Here is a 15,749-nt window from a genome sequence, read left to right as displayed (position 1 = left end):
CGCTTGCAGGCAAGCTCCCACAGCGGCCTTTTTTCCCCTCTCTGAATTTATGTTTCCGCCCCCCTACTCTCCAGTAAGCTGCGCCACCCTGTGGTGGCCGTGACCGTCCCCCAGCGCCGCCTGCAACACCGGCAGCGCCTGCTCCATGTTTGCCGCCAGGGTATAAGGCGGATTGATCACCAGCAGTCCGGAGCCGGTCATGCCACGTCCGCTGGCGTCGGCGCGCACGCAACATTCCAGACGCAGCAAGTTGGGAATGTCCGCCTCCACGAACCGGCGCACGAAGCGCTCGGTGCGGTTCCGCTCCAACACCGGATACCAGATCGCGTAGGTGGCGGTGGCGAATTTGCGCAGCGCCTGACGCACCGCTTCCACCACCTGGGTGTAGTCCGCTTCCAGTTCATAGGACGGGTCGATCAGAACCAGTCCACGACGGTGCTCCGGCGGCAGCAACGCCTTGAGACCCTGCCAGGCGTCCCGCTTCTCCACGCGGACTCGTCTGTCACCAGCGAATTCCTGCCGCAGCAGCTCGAAGTCGGTGCTGTGCAGCTCGGTACACTGCAGACGGTCCTGCTCACGAAGCAGGTGGGCGGCAATCAGGGGGGAGCCGGGATAATGACTCAGGCGCCCCACCGGATTGAGTTGCGCCACCACCGACAGATAGCGGTCCACCGCCGCCACGCCGGTACGCTCACCGAACAGACGGGCGATACCGTCCACATACTCCCCGGTCTTCTGCATGTGTGCGTCGTCAATGGCATAGCGCCCGGCGCCGCCGTGGGTATCGTGCACGGTGAACGGCTTCGGTTTGAGCCGCAGATGATCAAGGATCGCCACTTCCACCAAATGCTTGAGGACATCGGCGAAACTGCCGGCGTGATAACTGTGACGGTAACTGAGCATGGCGGGTTCCGAGGCGGTAAACCGGCATTGTACGCGGGGAGCAACCAGCGCGCCTATACTCGGTGCGGCCCCGGCTTTCCCGGACTCAGGCGGGCGGCAAGGCCCGCATGCTGCGCCGGATGAAATCCGTGGTCACCTCCGGCTGGGTCAGTGGCAACATATGCCCCCCTTCGATGAGTTCCAGTTCCACTCTGTCCGGGAACCGGTCCACCATCCCCTGTCCCTGTTCCCGGGGGTCCAGAATACGGTCGTCGCGGCCATAGAGAATCCGGATCGGCACTTGCAGATCGGTGTAGCGCTGCTGCATCTCCGGCACCACCCCATCCAGCGCCAACAGATCCCGGGACGCCGCGATGAAATGACTGGGTCTCAGCCCGAGCGCGCCGCCGCCCCGGATCGCATAGTCCGCCGGCACTGGCTCCGGCCCGAACACGATATCCAGCACCTTTTCCCGGTAGCGCATGGTCATCGGCACCATCAGCGTCCAGGCCACCAACAGGCGCAACCAGGACTGGCGTATGCCCAGCGCCGCGAACGCCTTGGAGGGACCGGCGGAAGGCATGTGAGTCAGCGGCGCGATCAGCGTCAACCCCCGCACTTTATCCGGGTACCGCAACGCGGTGGCCAGCGACAGCGCCCCGCCCAGCGAGTGCCCCACCAGCATCGGCTTACCCAGTTGCAAGGCGTCGATGACGCCGGCCACCACATCGGCCTGAACTACCAGGGAGGCGGAGGAACGCGCCGCGCGTTCCGAATAGCCGCTGCCGGGGCGATCGATGGCCACCACCCGGTAATCCTTGGCCAGTTCGCCGAGCACTTTGTAGGAGAAGTGCTGGGAAACCCCGCTCAGCCCATGAATCAGCAACAGGGTTTCCGGCCCGCTGCCTTGCTCGATGTAGTGGATACGGTTGCCCATGACCGTGACGAAACGGCCCTCCGGCGGCAAGCCGAACTGCACTTTGCGCACCGTCATCCAGGTGAAAACGAACAGTCCCGCCGCGATCAGGATCACCACGATCAACAGGCCGCTCAGCACATACCCCATAGCCGTTTCCTTCGTTTTTCTTTCATACCGTTATTGAAACAGTGCGGTTATTGAAACTGCAGCACGCCGTCATCCAGTCTGCCGTACTGGATCATGTATTTGTCTTTCAGATAATTCTGATGCACGCGCCAGCATTCGCGATCGCCTTGTTGCGGCATGACATCCACGCCACGCTGGACATAGCCGGAACTGAAATCGAGGAACGGCAACGCCTTGACGGCCGGATCGCGCCGCGCCACCGCTATCCGTGCGCCCTTCCTGTCCATGTAACGCAACAGGCGGGTCATGTAGTTGCAGGTCAGTTCGGCCTTCAACGTCCAGGACGCGTTGGTATAACCAAAAGTGAGCATCAGGTTCGGCACATCGCTGAGCATCATGCCTTTGTAAGCCATGCAGTCGGCCACCGCCATCGTCTTGCCGTCCACTTCCAGCCGCACATCGCCCAGGGCGTTCAACTTCAGCCCGGTGGCGGTGACGATGATGTCCGCCTCCAGCTCCTGGCCGGAAGCAAGGCGGATGCCTCCCGGCGTGAAGCGGTCGATGGTATCGGTGACGATATCCACCCGCCGGGAACGCAGCATATGGAACAGATCGCCGTCCGGCACCGCGCAAACACGCTGATCCCAGGGGCGGTAGTCGGGTGTGAAGTGTTTCATGTCCACCTCCGAGCCGACCTGACGCTGTGCCAGATGCAGCAGGTATTCCCGGGTGGGGCCGGGCCGCGTGCGGGCATTGCGGAAGAAGCGCTGGCCGAGCAGCACATTCTTCCAGCGAGTCAGGCGATAGGCCAGCGGCAGGGGCAACCAGCGCTGCATGGCGTGGGCAAGCCGGTCCACCAGGGGGCGCGCGAAGATATAGCTGGGGGAGCGCTGCAGCATGGTGACCCGCGCCCCCTGTTCGGCCAGCGCCGGCACCAGGGTGACGGCGGTGGCGCCGCTGCCGATGACGACAATCCGCTTGCCCTGGTAGTCCAGTTGTTCCGGCCAGAACTGCGGATGAATGATTTGTCCGGTAAAGTCCGATTCGCCGGGAAATTCCGGCCGGTAGCCTTCGTCGTAGCTGTAGTAGCCCGAGCAGGAGGCAATGAAGCGGGTCCGGATGCGCTCCTCCCGCGTTTCCCCGGTCCGGTCGGTGGCCTTGACCCGCACCGTCCACAACCCTTCGTCACTGGACCAGCTGGCCGACATCACCTGATGGCGGAAGCGAATGTTGTGAATGGCTCCGGACTCTTCGGCGATTTCCTCGATATAGCGCTTGATGTCCGGGCCATCGGCAATCGCCTTACGGCCGGTCCAGGGCTTGTAGCTGTAACCCAGGGTATACATGTCCGAGTCCGACCGGATCCCCGGATAGCGGAACAGGTCCCAGGTCCCGCCAATGGCATCCCGCCGCTCAAGAATCAGATAGCGCTTGTCCGGACACTTGTCGGTCAGGGCCCGGGCCGCGCCAATGCCGGACAGGCCCGCGCCGATGATCAGGACATCCAGGGGGGCGGGTTGAAATTGTTCTTGTTGTTTATTCATGCTGATATCCTCTGTGCCTCGCACCAATACGGACTTCCGCATTTGCGATGAAACGGCCTCGGGCCTTCGCTGGTGAGCATGGATGACAATTTATATTGTCACTTATAATTTGACAACGCCGATTTTCAGAAACCTCATGACCACAGAAACCACAGGCAAGCGACCGTACCGGGGCACCGCCGCACGGGAACGGCGCGCACTGCGCCGCCAGCAGTTGATCGACGCCGCGACCGAGGTCTACGGCCACAACGGCTATCGGCATTCCAGTGTCAAACAGGTGTGCGACGCCGCCGGCCTGACCCAGCGCTATTTCTATGAGTCCTTCGGCCACAGCGATGAACTTCTGATCGCCTGTTATGAGCAGGCCACCCGACGCCTGCGCGAGCACAACATGGCCGCCGCCGAGGCCGCGGGGGACGATCCGCAGGCTCGCAGCCGCGCCATGCTGCACTCCTATTTCCAGGAGCTGAAGGACAAACCGAATGTGGCCCGGCTGTTGCTGATCGATATTCGCGGCATCAGCCCGGCGGTGGACCGGGCCATCAACGATGCCCTGCGGGCCGGCATCCAGAACATGACCCAGGCCCTGGCCCAGCCCGGTCAGCAGTTCGACCCCATGCTCCAGGCCGGCATCCAGGGCGGCTTCATCCATATCGCGTTGTATTGGATGGCCACCGGTTACGCCCAGCCGGTGGACGCGGTGACGGAAACCGCGCTGAAGATTTGCGCCGCCCTGCTGGAATAATCCCCGCCCTACTGCTCCCCGGCAAATCCCCGTACAATGGTGGTTTTCGTTATCTGCGCGGATGCGTCGCATGCGACTGAAATTCACCAAAATGCACGGGCTTGGCAACGATTTCGTGGTCGTGGACGGCGTGCGCCAGCCGTTGCCGGAAAACGGCCCACCGTTACCGGCGGATGAATTACGGCGCCTGGGCGATCGGCATTTCGGCATCGGCTTCGATCAGCTGCTGGTGGTGCAACCGGCCCGCAAAGAGGGCGTGGACTTTCGCTACCGCATTTTCAACAGCGATGGTTCCGAAGTGAGTCAGTGTGGCAACGGCGCCCGCTGCTTCGCCCGCTTCGTCCGTGACGAGGAACTCACCGACAAACACGAGATCCGTGTGGAGACCGCCGCCGGTGAAATGACGTTACGAGTCACCGACGATGGCCTGGTGACCGTGGATATGGGCGCGCCGCGCTGGGCCCCGGAAGCCATTCCCTTCACCGCCAAGGCGGAAGCGGACCGCTATTTTCTGGTGGCCGGCAACAACGGCTATGAAGTCTCCGCCGTGGGGCTGGGCAACCCCCATTGCGTGCTGTTGGTGGAAAACGTGGACCATGCCCCGGTGGACACCGTCGGGCCGTTGCTGGAAAGCCACGAGCAGTTTCCCGAGCGGGTCAACGTGGGATTCATGCAGGTGATCGGCCGTAACGAGATCCGGCTGCGGGTCTACGAGCGCGGCGCCGGTGAAACCCTGGCCTGCGGCTCCGGTGCCTGCGCCGCGGTTTTGTGCGGCCAGCGCCGCGGCCTGCTCGACGACACCGTCACCGTGCACCTGCTCGGCGGCACCCTGCAGGTCCACTATCCTTACAGCAGCCAGGACGGCCAGAGCGGCGTATTGATGACAGGCCCGGCAAGCCGTGTCTATGATGGCGCCATCGACATTCCGCAGCCGAGCAAAGCCCGTTGAGCCAACCCACGGGGATGATTTCATGAGCGAGCAAAAGCCCACCAGCGCCGACCAGGTCGCCGCTTTCCTGCGCCAGCACCCGGACTATTTCCAGCAACGGCCGGAGCTGCTGGAACTGCTGCGTCTGCCGGACGCCCGCGGCCAGGCGGTTTCCTTACTGGAACGCCAGGCGGCGATCCTGCGCGAACGCAATCAGGAGTTACGCGAACGCCTGAACGGCCTGCTTGATGTGGCACGGGAAAATGACCGTCTGTTCGAACTGACGCGAAGCCTGACCCTGGCCCTGCTGGAAGCACGCACCCCCGACAAGCTGTTCCGGGGTCTGGTGCGTACCCTGGAAGACGACTTCCATTGCGACGCCGTGGCCTTGCTGCTGCACGACCGCGAGATCCCGATTCTCGGCGAATTGCGCAAGCAGGTACGGCTGATCGACGATGAAGCGCTGCCCTCCGGCCTGGCGCCGATGCTGCGTCCAGGCAAGTCGGTATGCGGCGTGTTCCGCCAGGAAGAGCTGAAAGCGCTGTTCCAGGAGCAGAGCGAGCAGGTGCAATCCGCCGCCCTGATCCCGCTGGATTTCCATGGCCCGGTCGGTCTGCTGGCCATCGGCAGCCGCGACGCCATGCACTTCCGCAGCGGCATGGACACTCTGTTCATCAACCACCTGGGCGACATTCTGGCACGCCGTCTCAGCGAAGTGGGCCGTTCCAGTACCGCCCGCCAGGCGCAACGGGCCTGACCCCGTGACCGCCGCCAGCGACGCTGATTGGGTGGCGGATTTTATCCGTCATCTGGACAGCGAACGGCGGCTTTCCGCCAACACCGTCAAACATTACCGCCGTGACCTTGAGCGCGCCCGACAGGCCCTGGACGGCCTCCACTGGCGCCGCGTCACGGTGCACGACCTGCGTGCCCTGGTGGCACGACTGCACCGGGAGGGTCTCGGCGGGCGAAGCCTGCAGCGTCTGCTGTCCACTTTACGCACCTTTTTTCATTTCCTGATCCGGGAAGGCCGGGTCAGCGACAACCCCGCCCTGGATATTCGTGCTCCGAAAAGCGGCAAACGGTTGCCCAAGGCCCTGGACGCCGACCAAACCCGCCATTTGCTCGATAGCGAAGAGGCCAGCGGCACGCCTCTGGACCGGCGCGACCAGGCGATGATGGAGCTGCTCTATGGCTGCGGCCTGCGGCTGGCGGAACTGATCAGCCTGAATCTGGACAGCGTCGACATCAGCGCCGGCCAGGCACGGGTCACCGGCAAGGGCAACAAGACCCGTCTGCTGCCCGTGGGCAAGCCGGCCCTGGCCGCCCTGCGCCGCTGGTTGTCGGTGCGGGGCCAGCTCACATCCCCGGACCAGCCGGCCTTGTTCGTCAGCCAGCGCGGACGGCGGGTGTCACCGGCCACGGTGCAGCAGCGGCTGCGTCAGGCCGCGGTTAAGCGGGGCCTTGGCGAGCATTTGCACCCGCATAAGCTGCGCCATTCCTACGCCACCCATCTGCTGGAGTCCTCCGGCGATCTGCGCGCGGTGCAGGAGTTACTCGGCCACGCCAATCTCAGCACCACCCAGGTCTATACCCACCTGGATTTCCAGCATCTGGCACGGATCTACGACGGCGCCCACCCGCGCGCCCAGCGCAAGAAAGACGATTGATCACGGCGGGTTGATCGGGGATAGTGGATAGCCTGCTGCCCCGATCAACCCGCTGTTCGCCGATTCCCTATGACTGGACTGAAACTGATCACCTTCGACCTGGACAATACCCTCTGGCCGGTGGACGAGGTGATCCGTCAGGCGGAACGCACCTGCGGTGCCTGGATCGCCGAGCATCATCCGGAGGCGTCCGCGGCGCTGACCGCCGAGCGCATCCGCTCGGTACGTGACCAACTGATCGGCGAGCAACCGGACTATCTCAATAATCTGACCCGGCTGCGCCGGGACGCCATGGCCCAGGCCTTCATCGAGGCCGGTTTCGCCGAGCGCGAGGCCCGCCACATCGCCCAGGACGCCTTTCTGGTGTTCCACGAAGCGCGCAATAAAGTCAGTTTTTTCCCCGGCGCGCTGGAGGTGCTGGAAACCCTGGCGGACAGCTACACCTTGGGCGCGCTCAGCAACGGCAACGCCGACCTGGAGCAAATCGGCATTCGCGATCTGTTTGCTTTCCACCATTCAGCGGAAAGCATCGGCAAACGCAAACCGGAAGCGGACATGTTCCGCGCCGCCCTGCACAGCGCCGGCGTCACCGCCACCCAGGCAGTGCACGTGGGCGATCATCCACTGGAGGATGTGGACGCGGCACGTCAGCATGGTTTCCATGCGGTGTGGGCCAACCTGATCGATCTGTCCTGGCCTTCGGATCTGGACCAGCCGAGCCATTACATCCACAACCTTCACGAACTCACCGACCTGCTGCCCCTGTTCGATGACTGATCAAACGCAACGTCTCACTACCCTGCTCGACCAACTGCAACGGGAACTGCAACGGCTGGATCTATGGGAAACACGGCCGCCGGAGCCCGAGGCCTTCGAGAGCGTTACCCCGTTTTTCGCCGATACCATGGTGTTCAGCCAGTGGCTGCAATGGGTGTTCATCGCCCGGTTCCGGGCCCTGCTGGAAGGGGAATACCCGCTGCCGGCGCAGTGCGACGTGGCACCGATGGCGGAGGAAGCGCTGAAGGATCTGCCTCAGGACACCGAGGCGCTGGTGACGGTGCTGAAGGAATTCGACGACCACTTTCCGGGGTAGAATCCCCACTTTCTCCGATCCCTCAGCATGGCGACGAAGCCACTGTGGGAGGCCGGCTTGCCGGCGAAGGCGTTTCCAAAATGCTGGAAGGACTTCGCTTGCGAGCAAGCTTCCCACAGCGGCTTCGCATCAATGCGGGAGCCACTCCCGGGGCTAACCCGCCATCGACAGGATCTTGCCCACCAGCTTCTCGATCCCCGCGGCGGCTTCCTTGATGCTGCCGGCTTCCATGTAGGCCGGCGTGGTCACCAAACGGTTTTCCTCATCAACGACAAAGTCGTCCACCGGACACGGCTGATGACGCCCGCCCATCTGTTCGATGGCGGCGGCCACCTCAGTGTTGGAGCCGATGGTACAGGTGGCATCACCGAACAGCAGACCGGTCATGGTCGGGGAAATGCAGATCAGGCCCACTGGCTTGCCGGCCTCGTGCACGGCCTGAATAAAGTCCTTCACCGGCGGATGGATGCTCATCTCCGCCCCTTTGAAGGCGAAGTCACACAGGTTCTTGGCGACACCGAACCCACCGGGCACGATCAGGGCGTCATAGTCTTCCGCTTTCGCCTGACCCAGCTCGATCACTTCACCACGCGCCAGACGCGCCGCTTCCTTGAGCACATTGCGGGTCTCGCCCTCGTCCACCTCGCCGGTGAGGTGATTGATCACATGCGCCTGATCGATGTCCGGCGCGATGCATTGATAGGTCACGCCGGCCCGATCCAGGGCCAGCAAGGTAATGGTGGTCTCATAGATTTCGCTGCCGTCATAGACGCCACAGCCTGCCAGTAATACGGCCACTTTCATGATTGCTCTCCTCGTATTTCGGATCCGTCACTGTCACCCCGCAACAACTGACCACTGCCAGCGCCGCAGGCCACCACGGATTTCATCATCTGTTCGACACTCACTTGTGGGTGCCGGGTCACCAGATCTTCGTGCACATGGTATATGAAACCGGTGGTGGGATTGGGCCCGGTGGGCACGAACACGGTCACCCGGCCATTGCCATGGTGCGAGGTTATCAAACCCATCACCGAGACGTCCGCCTGACGTCCGTACAGCCATATCTGGGCCACTTCGCCCCGATGAAAAGGACTGTCCTCATCCTTGCCGAAAACCTGAAGAATGATTTCCTTGACCAGCCGGTAGCCCGGCAGCCGGATCATGGTGCGCGCCTCGAAGCGCTGCCACAACCAGCTTCCCAGACGGGTCGCCACCAGGGTGCCCACCAGAAAACAGAACACCACCAGCACCGCCACCACCACCCAGTCGGCGGCAAACTTCGGCAACCCGAAGGTATGCACCACAAATCGGGTGAACGGCGCGATCAGGCTGGTGACCGCATCGTAAAGCCACTTGAAGAAGAACGCGATGATCGAGATCGGCAGCAGAATGATGACACCGCCGATCAGCGATTTGCGCACGAAAAACCAGAAACCTCGGTCCGCTTTCATGGGGCTGCTTCCGGAAACTGATACCAGATTTTGTTGACGTAGAGACAACGTTCCCCGGCGGGGGTTCTCACCCAGGCTTCGTCGTCCTCCCTTTTGCCAAGCAAGGCACGGGCCAGAGGCGCATCAACGCTGACGTAACCCCGTCCGCCGTCGGCCTCATCCGGCCCGACCAGACGGTACCGATGGATCTTGCCATCCTCGTCCTCCACTTCCACCCAGGCGCCAAAGAAGACCTTGCCGGTATCCTCCGGCGGCCGGTCCACCACCACCATGCCGTCCAGGCGTTTGCTGAGAAAGCGGATCCGGCGATCGATCTCGCGCAGTTGCTTCTTGCCGTAGATATACTCGGCGTTCTCCGAACGGTCCCCCTGGGCGGCGGCCTCCTGTACCGACTGCGTCACCTGGGGACGGGTTTCTTTCCACAGGGTCTGCAATTCCCGGTTCATGGCCTGATAGCCCTCGGGCGTGATGTATTTGGAACCCGGGCTGCCCCGGGGTCGCCAACGTCCCATAGCCTTCCTCAATGGATCAACTTTGCCGGCATTGGTAAACTGCCCTGCGCACATCGCGCTATCATCTCGCGATTGTTACGTCACAGCCAGCGGCGCCCCGGAGCCCTGGCGCCGATCGGCTTACCGAGTCCCCATCGAGGCTGATGAACCAAGGCTTTCAAATACGACTCTCACTGTAAGGTAACGCCCTATGTCCTTTCCCCGTGCACCCTGGCCGCACACCCGCATGCGTCGCATGCGCAAAGACGATTTTTCCCGCCGCATGATGCGCGAGTCCGTGCTCACTCCCAGCGACCTGATCTACCCCGTATTCATCATCGAAGGCGAGAACCGTACCGAAGCCGTGGCTTCCATGCCCGGCGTGGAACGCATGAGTATCGATCTGCTGTGCCGCGAGGCGGAGCAACTGGCGGCCCTGGGAGTACCGGCAATGGCCCTGTTCCCGTCCACTCCGGCGGAGGCCAAAAGCCTGGACGCGGCGGAAGCCTGGAACCCGGACGGCCTGGTGCAGCGCTGCACCCGCGCGATCAAGAAGGCGGTGCCGGAAATGGCGGTGATCACCGACGTCGCCCTGGATCCGTTCACCATCCACGGCCAGGACGGCATCCTCGACGAAGACGGTTATGTACTCAACGAGGAAACGGTGCAAGCGCTGGTGCGCCAGGCTTTGTCCCATGCCGAGGCCGGCGCCGATTTCGTCGCGCCATCGGACATGATGGACGGCCGCATCGGCGAGATCCGCCAGGCACTGGAAGACAACCACTATATCCTCACCCGCATCATGGCTTACTCCGCCAAGTACGCTTCCGCCTACTATGGTCCGTTCCGCGACGCGGTGGGCTCCGCCGGCAATCTGGGCAAAGCGGACAAGAACACCTACCAAATGGATCCGGGCAACTCCGACGAGGCGCTGCACGAAATCGCCCTGGATCTGGCCGAGGGCGCCGACGTGGTGATGGTGAAACCGGGCATGCCTTATCTGGACGTCATCCGGCGGGTCAAGGACGAGTTCAAGGTGCCGGTGTTCGCCTACCAGGTGAGCGGTGAGTACGCCATGCACATGGCCGCGTTCCAGAACGGCTGGCTGGACGAGGACAAGGTCATGATGGAGTCCCTGCTGGCGTTCAAGCGGGCCGGCGCCAGCGGCATCCTGACTTATTTCGCCAAACGCGCGGCGCAAAAACTGGCGGAACGCAACTGAGACTCTGGTGAAGGAAGGCCGGAAACACGCCGGCCTTCCCCTTCTCCATATCAGAACCGGTAACGCACATCCCCCAGGATCATCCGCCGCTCTCCATAACCGCAGTCATAGCCCTCGCCCCGGCACCAGGAAACGTATTCCTTGTCCGCCAGATTCTTGCCGGTAAGAGTGAAATCCCAGGGCCCGGTGGTGTAACCGATCATGGCGTCATACAACGTCACCGACGGCACCTCGGGCCCAACACCATTTCCGTAATCGTAGCCAACGGTCGTTCCCTGGTAGCGGACACCGGCACCGAAGCGCAAGCCGTTCTCCATTTCGTATTTACCCCAGGCGGAGGCAACTTCCTCGGCGACGAAGGGCAGCCGCTCCCCGCTGGTATCCTGCTTGGCGTCCAGTTTGGTGTAGCTCGCCAACAGGCTGAGGTTGCGCCACCGTTTCTTGATACCGACTTCCCAGCCGTCGGCGGTGGCACCGGTTTGATCCACCTCCTGGGGGTTGGTCCCCGACGTCATGACCCGGTTGGTTTCCTCGATATCGAACCAGGCGGCGGTGACTTCCCAATCCTTGGCGGGTGAAAGGTACTTGATGCCCGCCTCGCGCTGTTCACCGGTGGTGGGATCGAGCGACTGACCACCGGAGGTCCCCAGATTGGGAACAAACGATTCCGAATAGCTGATGTAGGGTGACAAACCAAAATCGAACCGGTACATCAGGCCGAGACGGCCGGTGGTGGCGTGATCGTCCTTGTCGGTGTCCGCGCCATTCACCACCAGCGTGGTGCTGGTGGTGTCGTCATAACGCAGGGCGCCGGACACCACCACGCGGCCCACTTCCATGTGATCGACCAGGTAAACGCCCGTCTGTTTCAGCTCATTGTCGTTCATGTCCTGAGGATCAAGGGCCGCGTAATTGACGTCGCCGTAGACCGGATCGTAGACGTTGATCGGCGTACCCACCCCGGAGAAGGTGTTGTCCTCGGTCCAGAGCGCGTCCTGCCGATCCACTCCGATTACGATGTTGTGGTGGGTAACGCCCACGTCGATGTTACCTTTGAGGCGGACGTCGAAGTTCAACACCTCCGTGCCCTTGTCGGACATGTAGATGGCCCGGTTGATCATGCCGTCGGCATCCGGCGGGGAGCCGATGGCGGCCCAATGCTCCCGGGTCTCGGTGTCACTCTCCGAATAACGTGCGGTCAGGCCGATGGACCATTGCTCGTCAAGACGCTGATCGACCAGCAGCGAAACCTCATCCCGGCGGCGGTCATAGCGGTCCCAGTCGGGCTCGCCGACAAAGGTTTCGGACCCGATATCACCCAACGGACCGGGATCGATGGTGCCCTCGGACGGCAGAAACTGGGCGGACACCGCCCCGTTATCCTCCTGACTGTTGAACAACAGGCTGATGGTGGTGTCATCGGTGGGCAGCCAGGTGATGGACGGCGCGAACAAATAGCCATCGTCGTCGACGTGGTCCACCTGCGTACCGCTGTCCCGCTTGAGGGCCACCAACCGATACAACAGCCTGCCATCTTCCGACAGCGGGCCGGTGACATCCGCGGCGATCTGCTTGCGATCGAACGAACCCACTTGGGCCCACAGCTCCCCCTGCTTTTCCGCTTTTGGCAACTTGGAAACGGCGTTGATGATGCCGCCCAATTCCGATTGTCCATACAGGACGGAAGAAGGCCCCTTGAGAACCTCGATACTTTCCAGGGCGTACAGATTGGGGCGCACCGTATTGTAGGAACCGTACAGATAGCGCAGCCCGTCGACATAGAACGACGGTTCCATCCCGCGCACCTTAGCCGAGTCGATCCGGGTATCGAAGCCGAAGTTACCGCTATGCACACCGGGTGAATACAGCAAGGCATCCTGGATATTCTTGGCGCCGGTATCTTCCATGGTTGCCCGGTCCACCACCTCGATGGCGAACGGCTGGCGTTCCACCGCCACCGGCAGTTTGCTGCCCGCGGCGGGCCGGTCCAGCGCAATGTAGTTTTCGCGCTCGGGAGCGTCCGTGCTCACCTCCACCGGGTCGAGTACATTGGTGGCCTCCTCGGCCAAGGCCAGGGATGGTAAAAAAGCCCAAAGGGGCAGCAATACCCCGATCAAACCAAGGGGACGGCCCCCACCGCGCACCCCGGTCACTGTGTGATGATTCATGATAACTCCCATACTGCATGGACATTGGCAAGATCATCAAATGATAACAATTATCACTACGATGCGCATTAACAGATAAATTTCCAAAAATTGCATTAGCCCTTTTTGACGTCACCTGCGACGACCCACAGGTGCCCACGGAGGTGACCACAACAATCCATGGGCTGGACGAAAATCTATTTGTGGCTGTCATTGCCATGTCATATTAATGTCATCCAATAGATGGCCTCCCCCCGGGCCAGGATGTCATCATGAACGCCAACGCCAATCAGCCGTCCATGGACTTGAGTAACGCCGACAACTACATCAACCGCGAGCTGAGCCTGCTGCAGTTCAATCTGCGAGTACTGGAGCAGGCCATGGATGAGCGCCACCCCCTGATGGAGCGCCTCAACTTCCTGCTGATTTTCTCCTCCAATATGGACGAGTTCTTCGAGATCCGGGTGGCCGGGCTGCGTAATCAGATGGAGACCGGCACCGGCACGCCGGGACCGGATGGCATGCTGCCCCAAGAGGTGCTGGCGGAAATCTCTCGCATTACCCATGAAGCGGTGCAGCGCCAGTATCATATTCTCCAGGGCATCATTCTGCCGGCGCTGGCGGAAGAGGGGGTGCATTTCCTGCGTCGTGAAGACTGGAACACCGCCCAGGCCGAATGGGTCAAGAAATACTTCCGTGACCAGGTCTACCCGGTGCTCACACCCATCGCCCTGGACCCGGCCCATCCGTTCCCACGACTGGTCAATAAGAGTCTCAATTTCATCGTGCCACTGGACGGCAAGGACGCTTTCGGCCGCTCCACGGGGCTGGCCATCGTGCCCGCACCGCGCTCACTGCCGCGCCTGATCCGACTGCCCGACGAGGTGTGCGAAAACGGCGATGATAATTTCATCTTTCTCTCCTCCATGATCCATGCCCACGTCAGCGATCTGTTTCCGGGCATGAAAGCCACCGGCTGCTATCAGTTCCGCGTCACCCGCAACGCGGATCTGGAGGTGGACGAGGACGTGGAGGATCTGGCCAGCGCGCTCAAAGGGGAGCTGCTGTCCCGACGCTACGGCGATGAGGTGCGGCTGGAAGTGGCCGACAACTGCCCGCAGCACCTGATCGATTATCTGCTGGAACAGTTCGAACTGGGTCAGGTGGACGCCTATAAGGCCAATGGGCCGGTGAACCTGGCGCGCATGTTCACCAGCGTCAACCGGCCACGCCTGCACTATCCGCCTTTCACCCCGCGGGTGCCGGCGCCGGTGCGCAAATACGAAAGCATTTTCGATGCCATCGATCAGGGCGATATCCTGCTGCACCACCCGTTCGAGAGTTTCAGCCCGGTGGTCAACCTGCTGGCCGAAGCGGCCCGGGATCCCAAGGTTCTGGCGATCAAACAAACCCTGTATCGCACCGGCACCAACTCGGAAATTCTGGATCATCTGGAAACCGCTGCCCGTAACGGCAAGGAAGTCATCGCGGTGGTGGAACTGCGCGCCCGCTTCGACGAGGAGTCCAACATCGAGGGCGCCCGCCGCCTGCAGGAAGCCGGCGCCATCGTGGTGTACGGCGTGGTGGGTTATAAAACCCACTCGAAAATGCTGCTGGTGCTGCGTCGGGATGGCGACGGCATGAAGCGCTACGCCCATCTGGGCACTGGCAATTACCACACCAAAACCACCAAGTTCTACACCGACTACGGGCTGCTCACCGCCGAGCCGGGAATCTGCCAGGACGTGCACAAGATCTTTCAGGAACTCACCGGCATGGGCAAGGCGGCGCGGCTCAAGCAACTCAAGCATGCACCGTTCACCCTGCATCCAAGCCTGATGGAATGGATCGAGTTCGAGACCGAACAGGCCCGTGCCGGCAAACCGGCGCGGATCATCGCCAAGTTCAACTCCCTCACCGAAGAGCACATCATGCAGGCGCTGTACCAGGCCAGCCAGGCAGGGGTGGAGATTGACTTGATCGTGCGCGGGATCTGTTGTTTGCGGCCGGGCATCCCCGGTTTGTCGGAAAATATCCGGGTGCGCTCCATCATCGGCCGCTTCCTGGAACACACCCGCATCTACCATTTTCACCATGCCGGCGAGGATCTGGTGTACTGCGCCAGCGCCGACTGGATGGACCGCAATCTGTTCAACCGGGTGGAAACCTGCTTCCCGGTCAATGACCCCAAACTCAAGAAGCAGATATTGGAAGAAGGGCTGCTCTTCTACCTGCGCGACAATACCCAGGCCTGGATATTGAATGCCGACGGTATTTATCGCCGCGCCGAACCAGCCGCTGGCGAGGAGCCTTTCCTGGCCCAACAAGCTTTGCTGGAAGCACTGAGCAACGGTTGACCGGCCTCCTCGTGAGCCAGCAGCTTCCCATTGATGGGGCTACGAAGCCACTGTAGGAGCCAGCCCTGCTGGCGAATCTCTCGGGATGCCCAGAGCTCAATTCGCTTGCAAGGCAAGCTCCTATGTATGGACTCGCCCGTTGCTGTCAACCCTGCCTTGAACATGGCTACC

Annotated in this window: 15 protein-coding genes; 8 read left to right on the top strand and 7 right to left on the bottom strand. The window is 62.0% G+C overall.

The features are described 5' to 3' along the window. Nucleotides 1–63 precede the first annotated feature (63 nt). From MA04_RS04640 to MA04_RS04630, 3 genes are all read right to left on the bottom strand, one after another. Entirely contained in the window at nt 64–903 is an 840-nt protein-coding gene (locus MA04_RS04640) for a 23S rRNA (adenine(2030)-N(6))-methyltransferase RlmJ (protein WP_262459615.1), read from the bottom strand. Between the two features lie 85 nt (nt 904–988). Continuing rightward, complete coding sequence (locus tag MA04_RS04635; protein ID WP_163121927.1) at nt 989–1,948, bottom strand: alpha/beta fold hydrolase; 960 nt, start codon at nt 1,946–1,948, stop codon at nt 989–991. 47 nt (nt 1,949–1,995) lie between these two features. Continuing rightward, nucleotides 1,996–3,471, bottom strand: coding sequence for a flavin-containing monooxygenase (locus tag MA04_RS04630; protein ID WP_163121929.1), 1,476 nt, complete (start codon nt 3,469–3,471; stop codon nt 1,996–1,998). Nucleotides 3,472–3,607: 136 nt separating this feature from the next. Between MA04_RS04630 and MA04_RS04625 the strand changes: the two genes are divergently transcribed. The 6 genes from MA04_RS04625 to MA04_RS04600 all read left to right on the top strand — a co-directional run bounded on the left by MA04_RS04625 (nt 3,608) and on the right by MA04_RS04600 (nt 7,907). Further along, nucleotides 3,608–4,216 carry a TetR/AcrR family transcriptional regulator gene (locus tag MA04_RS04625; protein WP_262459614.1) on the top strand — a complete coding sequence of 203 codons (609 nt, stop codon included), beginning with the start codon at nt 3,608–3,610 and terminating at the stop codon, nt 4,214–4,216. A gap of 70 nt (nt 4,217–4,286) precedes the next feature. Further along, the gene (gene dapF / locus MA04_RS04620) at nt 4,287–5,165 is read left to right on the top strand and encodes a diaminopimelate epimerase (RefSeq protein ID WP_163121933.1); all 879 of its coding nucleotides are present in this window, start codon (nt 4,287–4,289) and stop codon (nt 5,163–5,165) included. A gap of 22 nt (nt 5,166–5,187) precedes the next feature. Continuing rightward, on the top strand, nt 5,188–5,901 hold the full coding sequence (locus MA04_RS04615) for a DUF484 family protein (RefSeq protein WP_063140985.1): 714 nt from the start codon (nt 5,188–5,190) through the stop codon (nt 5,899–5,901). A 4-nt stretch (nt 5,902–5,905) separates the two neighbouring features. Further along, on the top strand, nt 5,906–6,814 hold the full coding sequence (xerC, locus tag MA04_RS04610) for a tyrosine recombinase XerC (protein WP_262459612.1): 909 nt from the start codon (nt 5,906–5,908) through the stop codon (nt 6,812–6,814). 69 nt (nt 6,815–6,883) lie between these two features. Beyond that, on the top strand, nt 6,884–7,591 hold the full coding sequence (locus MA04_RS04605) for an HAD family hydrolase (RefSeq protein ID WP_163121937.1): 708 nt from the start codon (nt 6,884–6,886) through the stop codon (nt 7,589–7,591). Beyond that, entirely contained in the window at nt 7,584–7,907 is a 324-nt protein-coding gene (locus tag MA04_RS04600; RefSeq protein ID WP_163121939.1) for a YqcC family protein, read from the top strand. Before MA04_RS04605 ends, MA04_RS04600 begins: the two co-directional genes overlap by 8 nt. A gap of 153 nt (nt 7,908–8,060) precedes the next feature. On the opposite strand, the gene elbB is transcribed toward MA04_RS04600, so the two are convergent. The 3 genes from elbB to greB are packed head-to-tail and all read right to left on the bottom strand — an operon-like array spanning nt 8,061 to nt 9,873. Then, entirely contained in the window at nt 8,061–8,711 is a 651-nt protein-coding gene (gene elbB / locus MA04_RS04595) for an isoprenoid biosynthesis glyoxalase ElbB (RefSeq protein ID WP_262459611.1), read from the bottom strand. Beyond that, on the bottom strand, nt 8,708–9,361 hold the full coding sequence (locus MA04_RS04590) for a DUF502 domain-containing protein (protein ID WP_163121943.1): 654 nt from the start codon (nt 9,359–9,361) through the stop codon (nt 8,708–8,710). Before MA04_RS04590 ends, elbB begins: the two co-directional genes overlap by 4 nt. Further along, nucleotides 9,358–9,873, bottom strand: coding sequence for a transcription elongation factor GreB (gene greB, locus MA04_RS04585; protein ID WP_163121945.1), 516 nt, complete (start codon nt 9,871–9,873; stop codon nt 9,358–9,360). Before greB ends, MA04_RS04590 begins: the two co-directional genes overlap by 4 nt. A gap of 190 nt (nt 9,874–10,063) precedes the next feature. Here greB and hemB point away from each other — a divergent pair, with 190 nt between their 5' ends. Further along, entirely contained in the window at nt 10,064–11,074 is a 1,011-nt protein-coding gene (gene hemB / locus MA04_RS04580) for a porphobilinogen synthase (protein ID WP_262459610.1), read from the top strand. A gap of 50 nt (nt 11,075–11,124) precedes the next feature. Here the strand turns inward: hemB and MA04_RS04575 are convergent, their stop codons facing one another. Then, nucleotides 11,125–13,242 carry a TonB-dependent siderophore receptor gene (locus MA04_RS04575; RefSeq protein ID WP_262459609.1) on the bottom strand — a complete coding sequence of 706 codons (2,118 nt, stop codon included), beginning with the start codon at nt 13,240–13,242 and terminating at the stop codon, nt 11,125–11,127. A gap of 251 nt (nt 13,243–13,493) precedes the next feature. On the opposite strand from MA04_RS04575, the gene ppk1 reads away from it, so the two are divergent. After that, nucleotides 13,494–15,578, top strand: coding sequence for a polyphosphate kinase 1 (gene ppk1, locus MA04_RS04570; protein ID WP_163121949.1), 2,085 nt, complete (start codon nt 13,494–13,496; stop codon nt 15,576–15,578). Nucleotides 15,579–15,749: the final 171 nt, after the last annotated feature.

Source organism: Alloalcanivorax balearicus MACL04 (assembly GCF_025532145.1).
Lineage (GTDB): Bacteria > Pseudomonadota > Gammaproteobacteria > Pseudomonadales > Alcanivoracaceae > Alloalcanivorax > Alloalcanivorax balearicus.
This window is presented reverse-complemented; position numbering and strand designations above follow the sequence as displayed.

What these genes read in the sequence shown, in the direction of transcription:
- MA04_RS04640 (WP_262459615.1), bottom strand. Translation starts at nt 903, where the DNA reads ATGCTCAGTTACCGTCACAGTTATCACGCCGGCAGTTTCGCCGATGTC.
- MA04_RS04635 (WP_163121927.1), bottom strand. Translation starts at nt 1,948, where the DNA reads ATGGGGTATGTGCTGAGCGGCCTGTTGATCGTGGTGATCCTGATCGCG.
- MA04_RS04630 (WP_163121929.1), bottom strand. Translation starts at nt 3,471, where the DNA reads ATGAATAAACAACAAGAACAATTTCAACCCGCCCCCCTGGATGTCCTG.
- MA04_RS04625 (WP_262459614.1), top strand. Translation starts at nt 3,608, where the DNA reads ATGACCACAGAAACCACAGGCAAGCGACCGTACCGGGGCACCGCCGCA.
- dapF (WP_163121933.1), top strand. Translation starts at nt 4,287, where the DNA reads ATGCGACTGAAATTCACCAAAATGCACGGGCTTGGCAACGATTTCGTG.
- MA04_RS04615 (WP_063140985.1), top strand. Translation starts at nt 5,188, where the DNA reads ATGAGCGAGCAAAAGCCCACCAGCGCCGACCAGGTCGCCGCTTTCCTG.
- MA04_RS04605 (WP_163121937.1), top strand. Translation starts at nt 6,884, where the DNA reads ATGACTGGACTGAAACTGATCACCTTCGACCTGGACAATACCCTCTGG.
- MA04_RS04600 (WP_163121939.1), top strand. Translation starts at nt 7,584, where the DNA reads ATGACTGATCAAACGCAACGTCTCACTACCCTGCTCGACCAACTGCAA.
- elbB (WP_262459611.1), bottom strand. Translation starts at nt 8,711, where the DNA reads ATGAAAGTGGCCGTATTACTGGCAGGCTGTGGCGTCTATGACGGCAGC.
- MA04_RS04590 (WP_163121943.1), bottom strand. Translation starts at nt 9,361, where the DNA reads ATGAAAGCGGACCGAGGTTTCTGGTTTTTCGTGCGCAAATCGCTGATC.
- greB (WP_163121945.1), bottom strand. Translation starts at nt 9,873, where the DNA reads ATGGGACGTTGGCGACCCCGGGGCAGCCCGGGTTCCAAATACATCACG.
- hemB (WP_262459610.1), top strand. Translation starts at nt 10,064, where the DNA reads ATGTCCTTTCCCCGTGCACCCTGGCCGCACACCCGCATGCGTCGCATG.
- MA04_RS04575 (WP_262459609.1), bottom strand. Translation starts at nt 13,242, where the DNA reads ATGAATCATCACACAGTGACCGGGGTGCGCGGTGGGGGCCGTCCCCTT.
- ppk1 (WP_163121949.1), top strand. Translation starts at nt 13,494, where the DNA reads ATGAACGCCAACGCCAATCAGCCGTCCATGGACTTGAGTAACGCCGAC.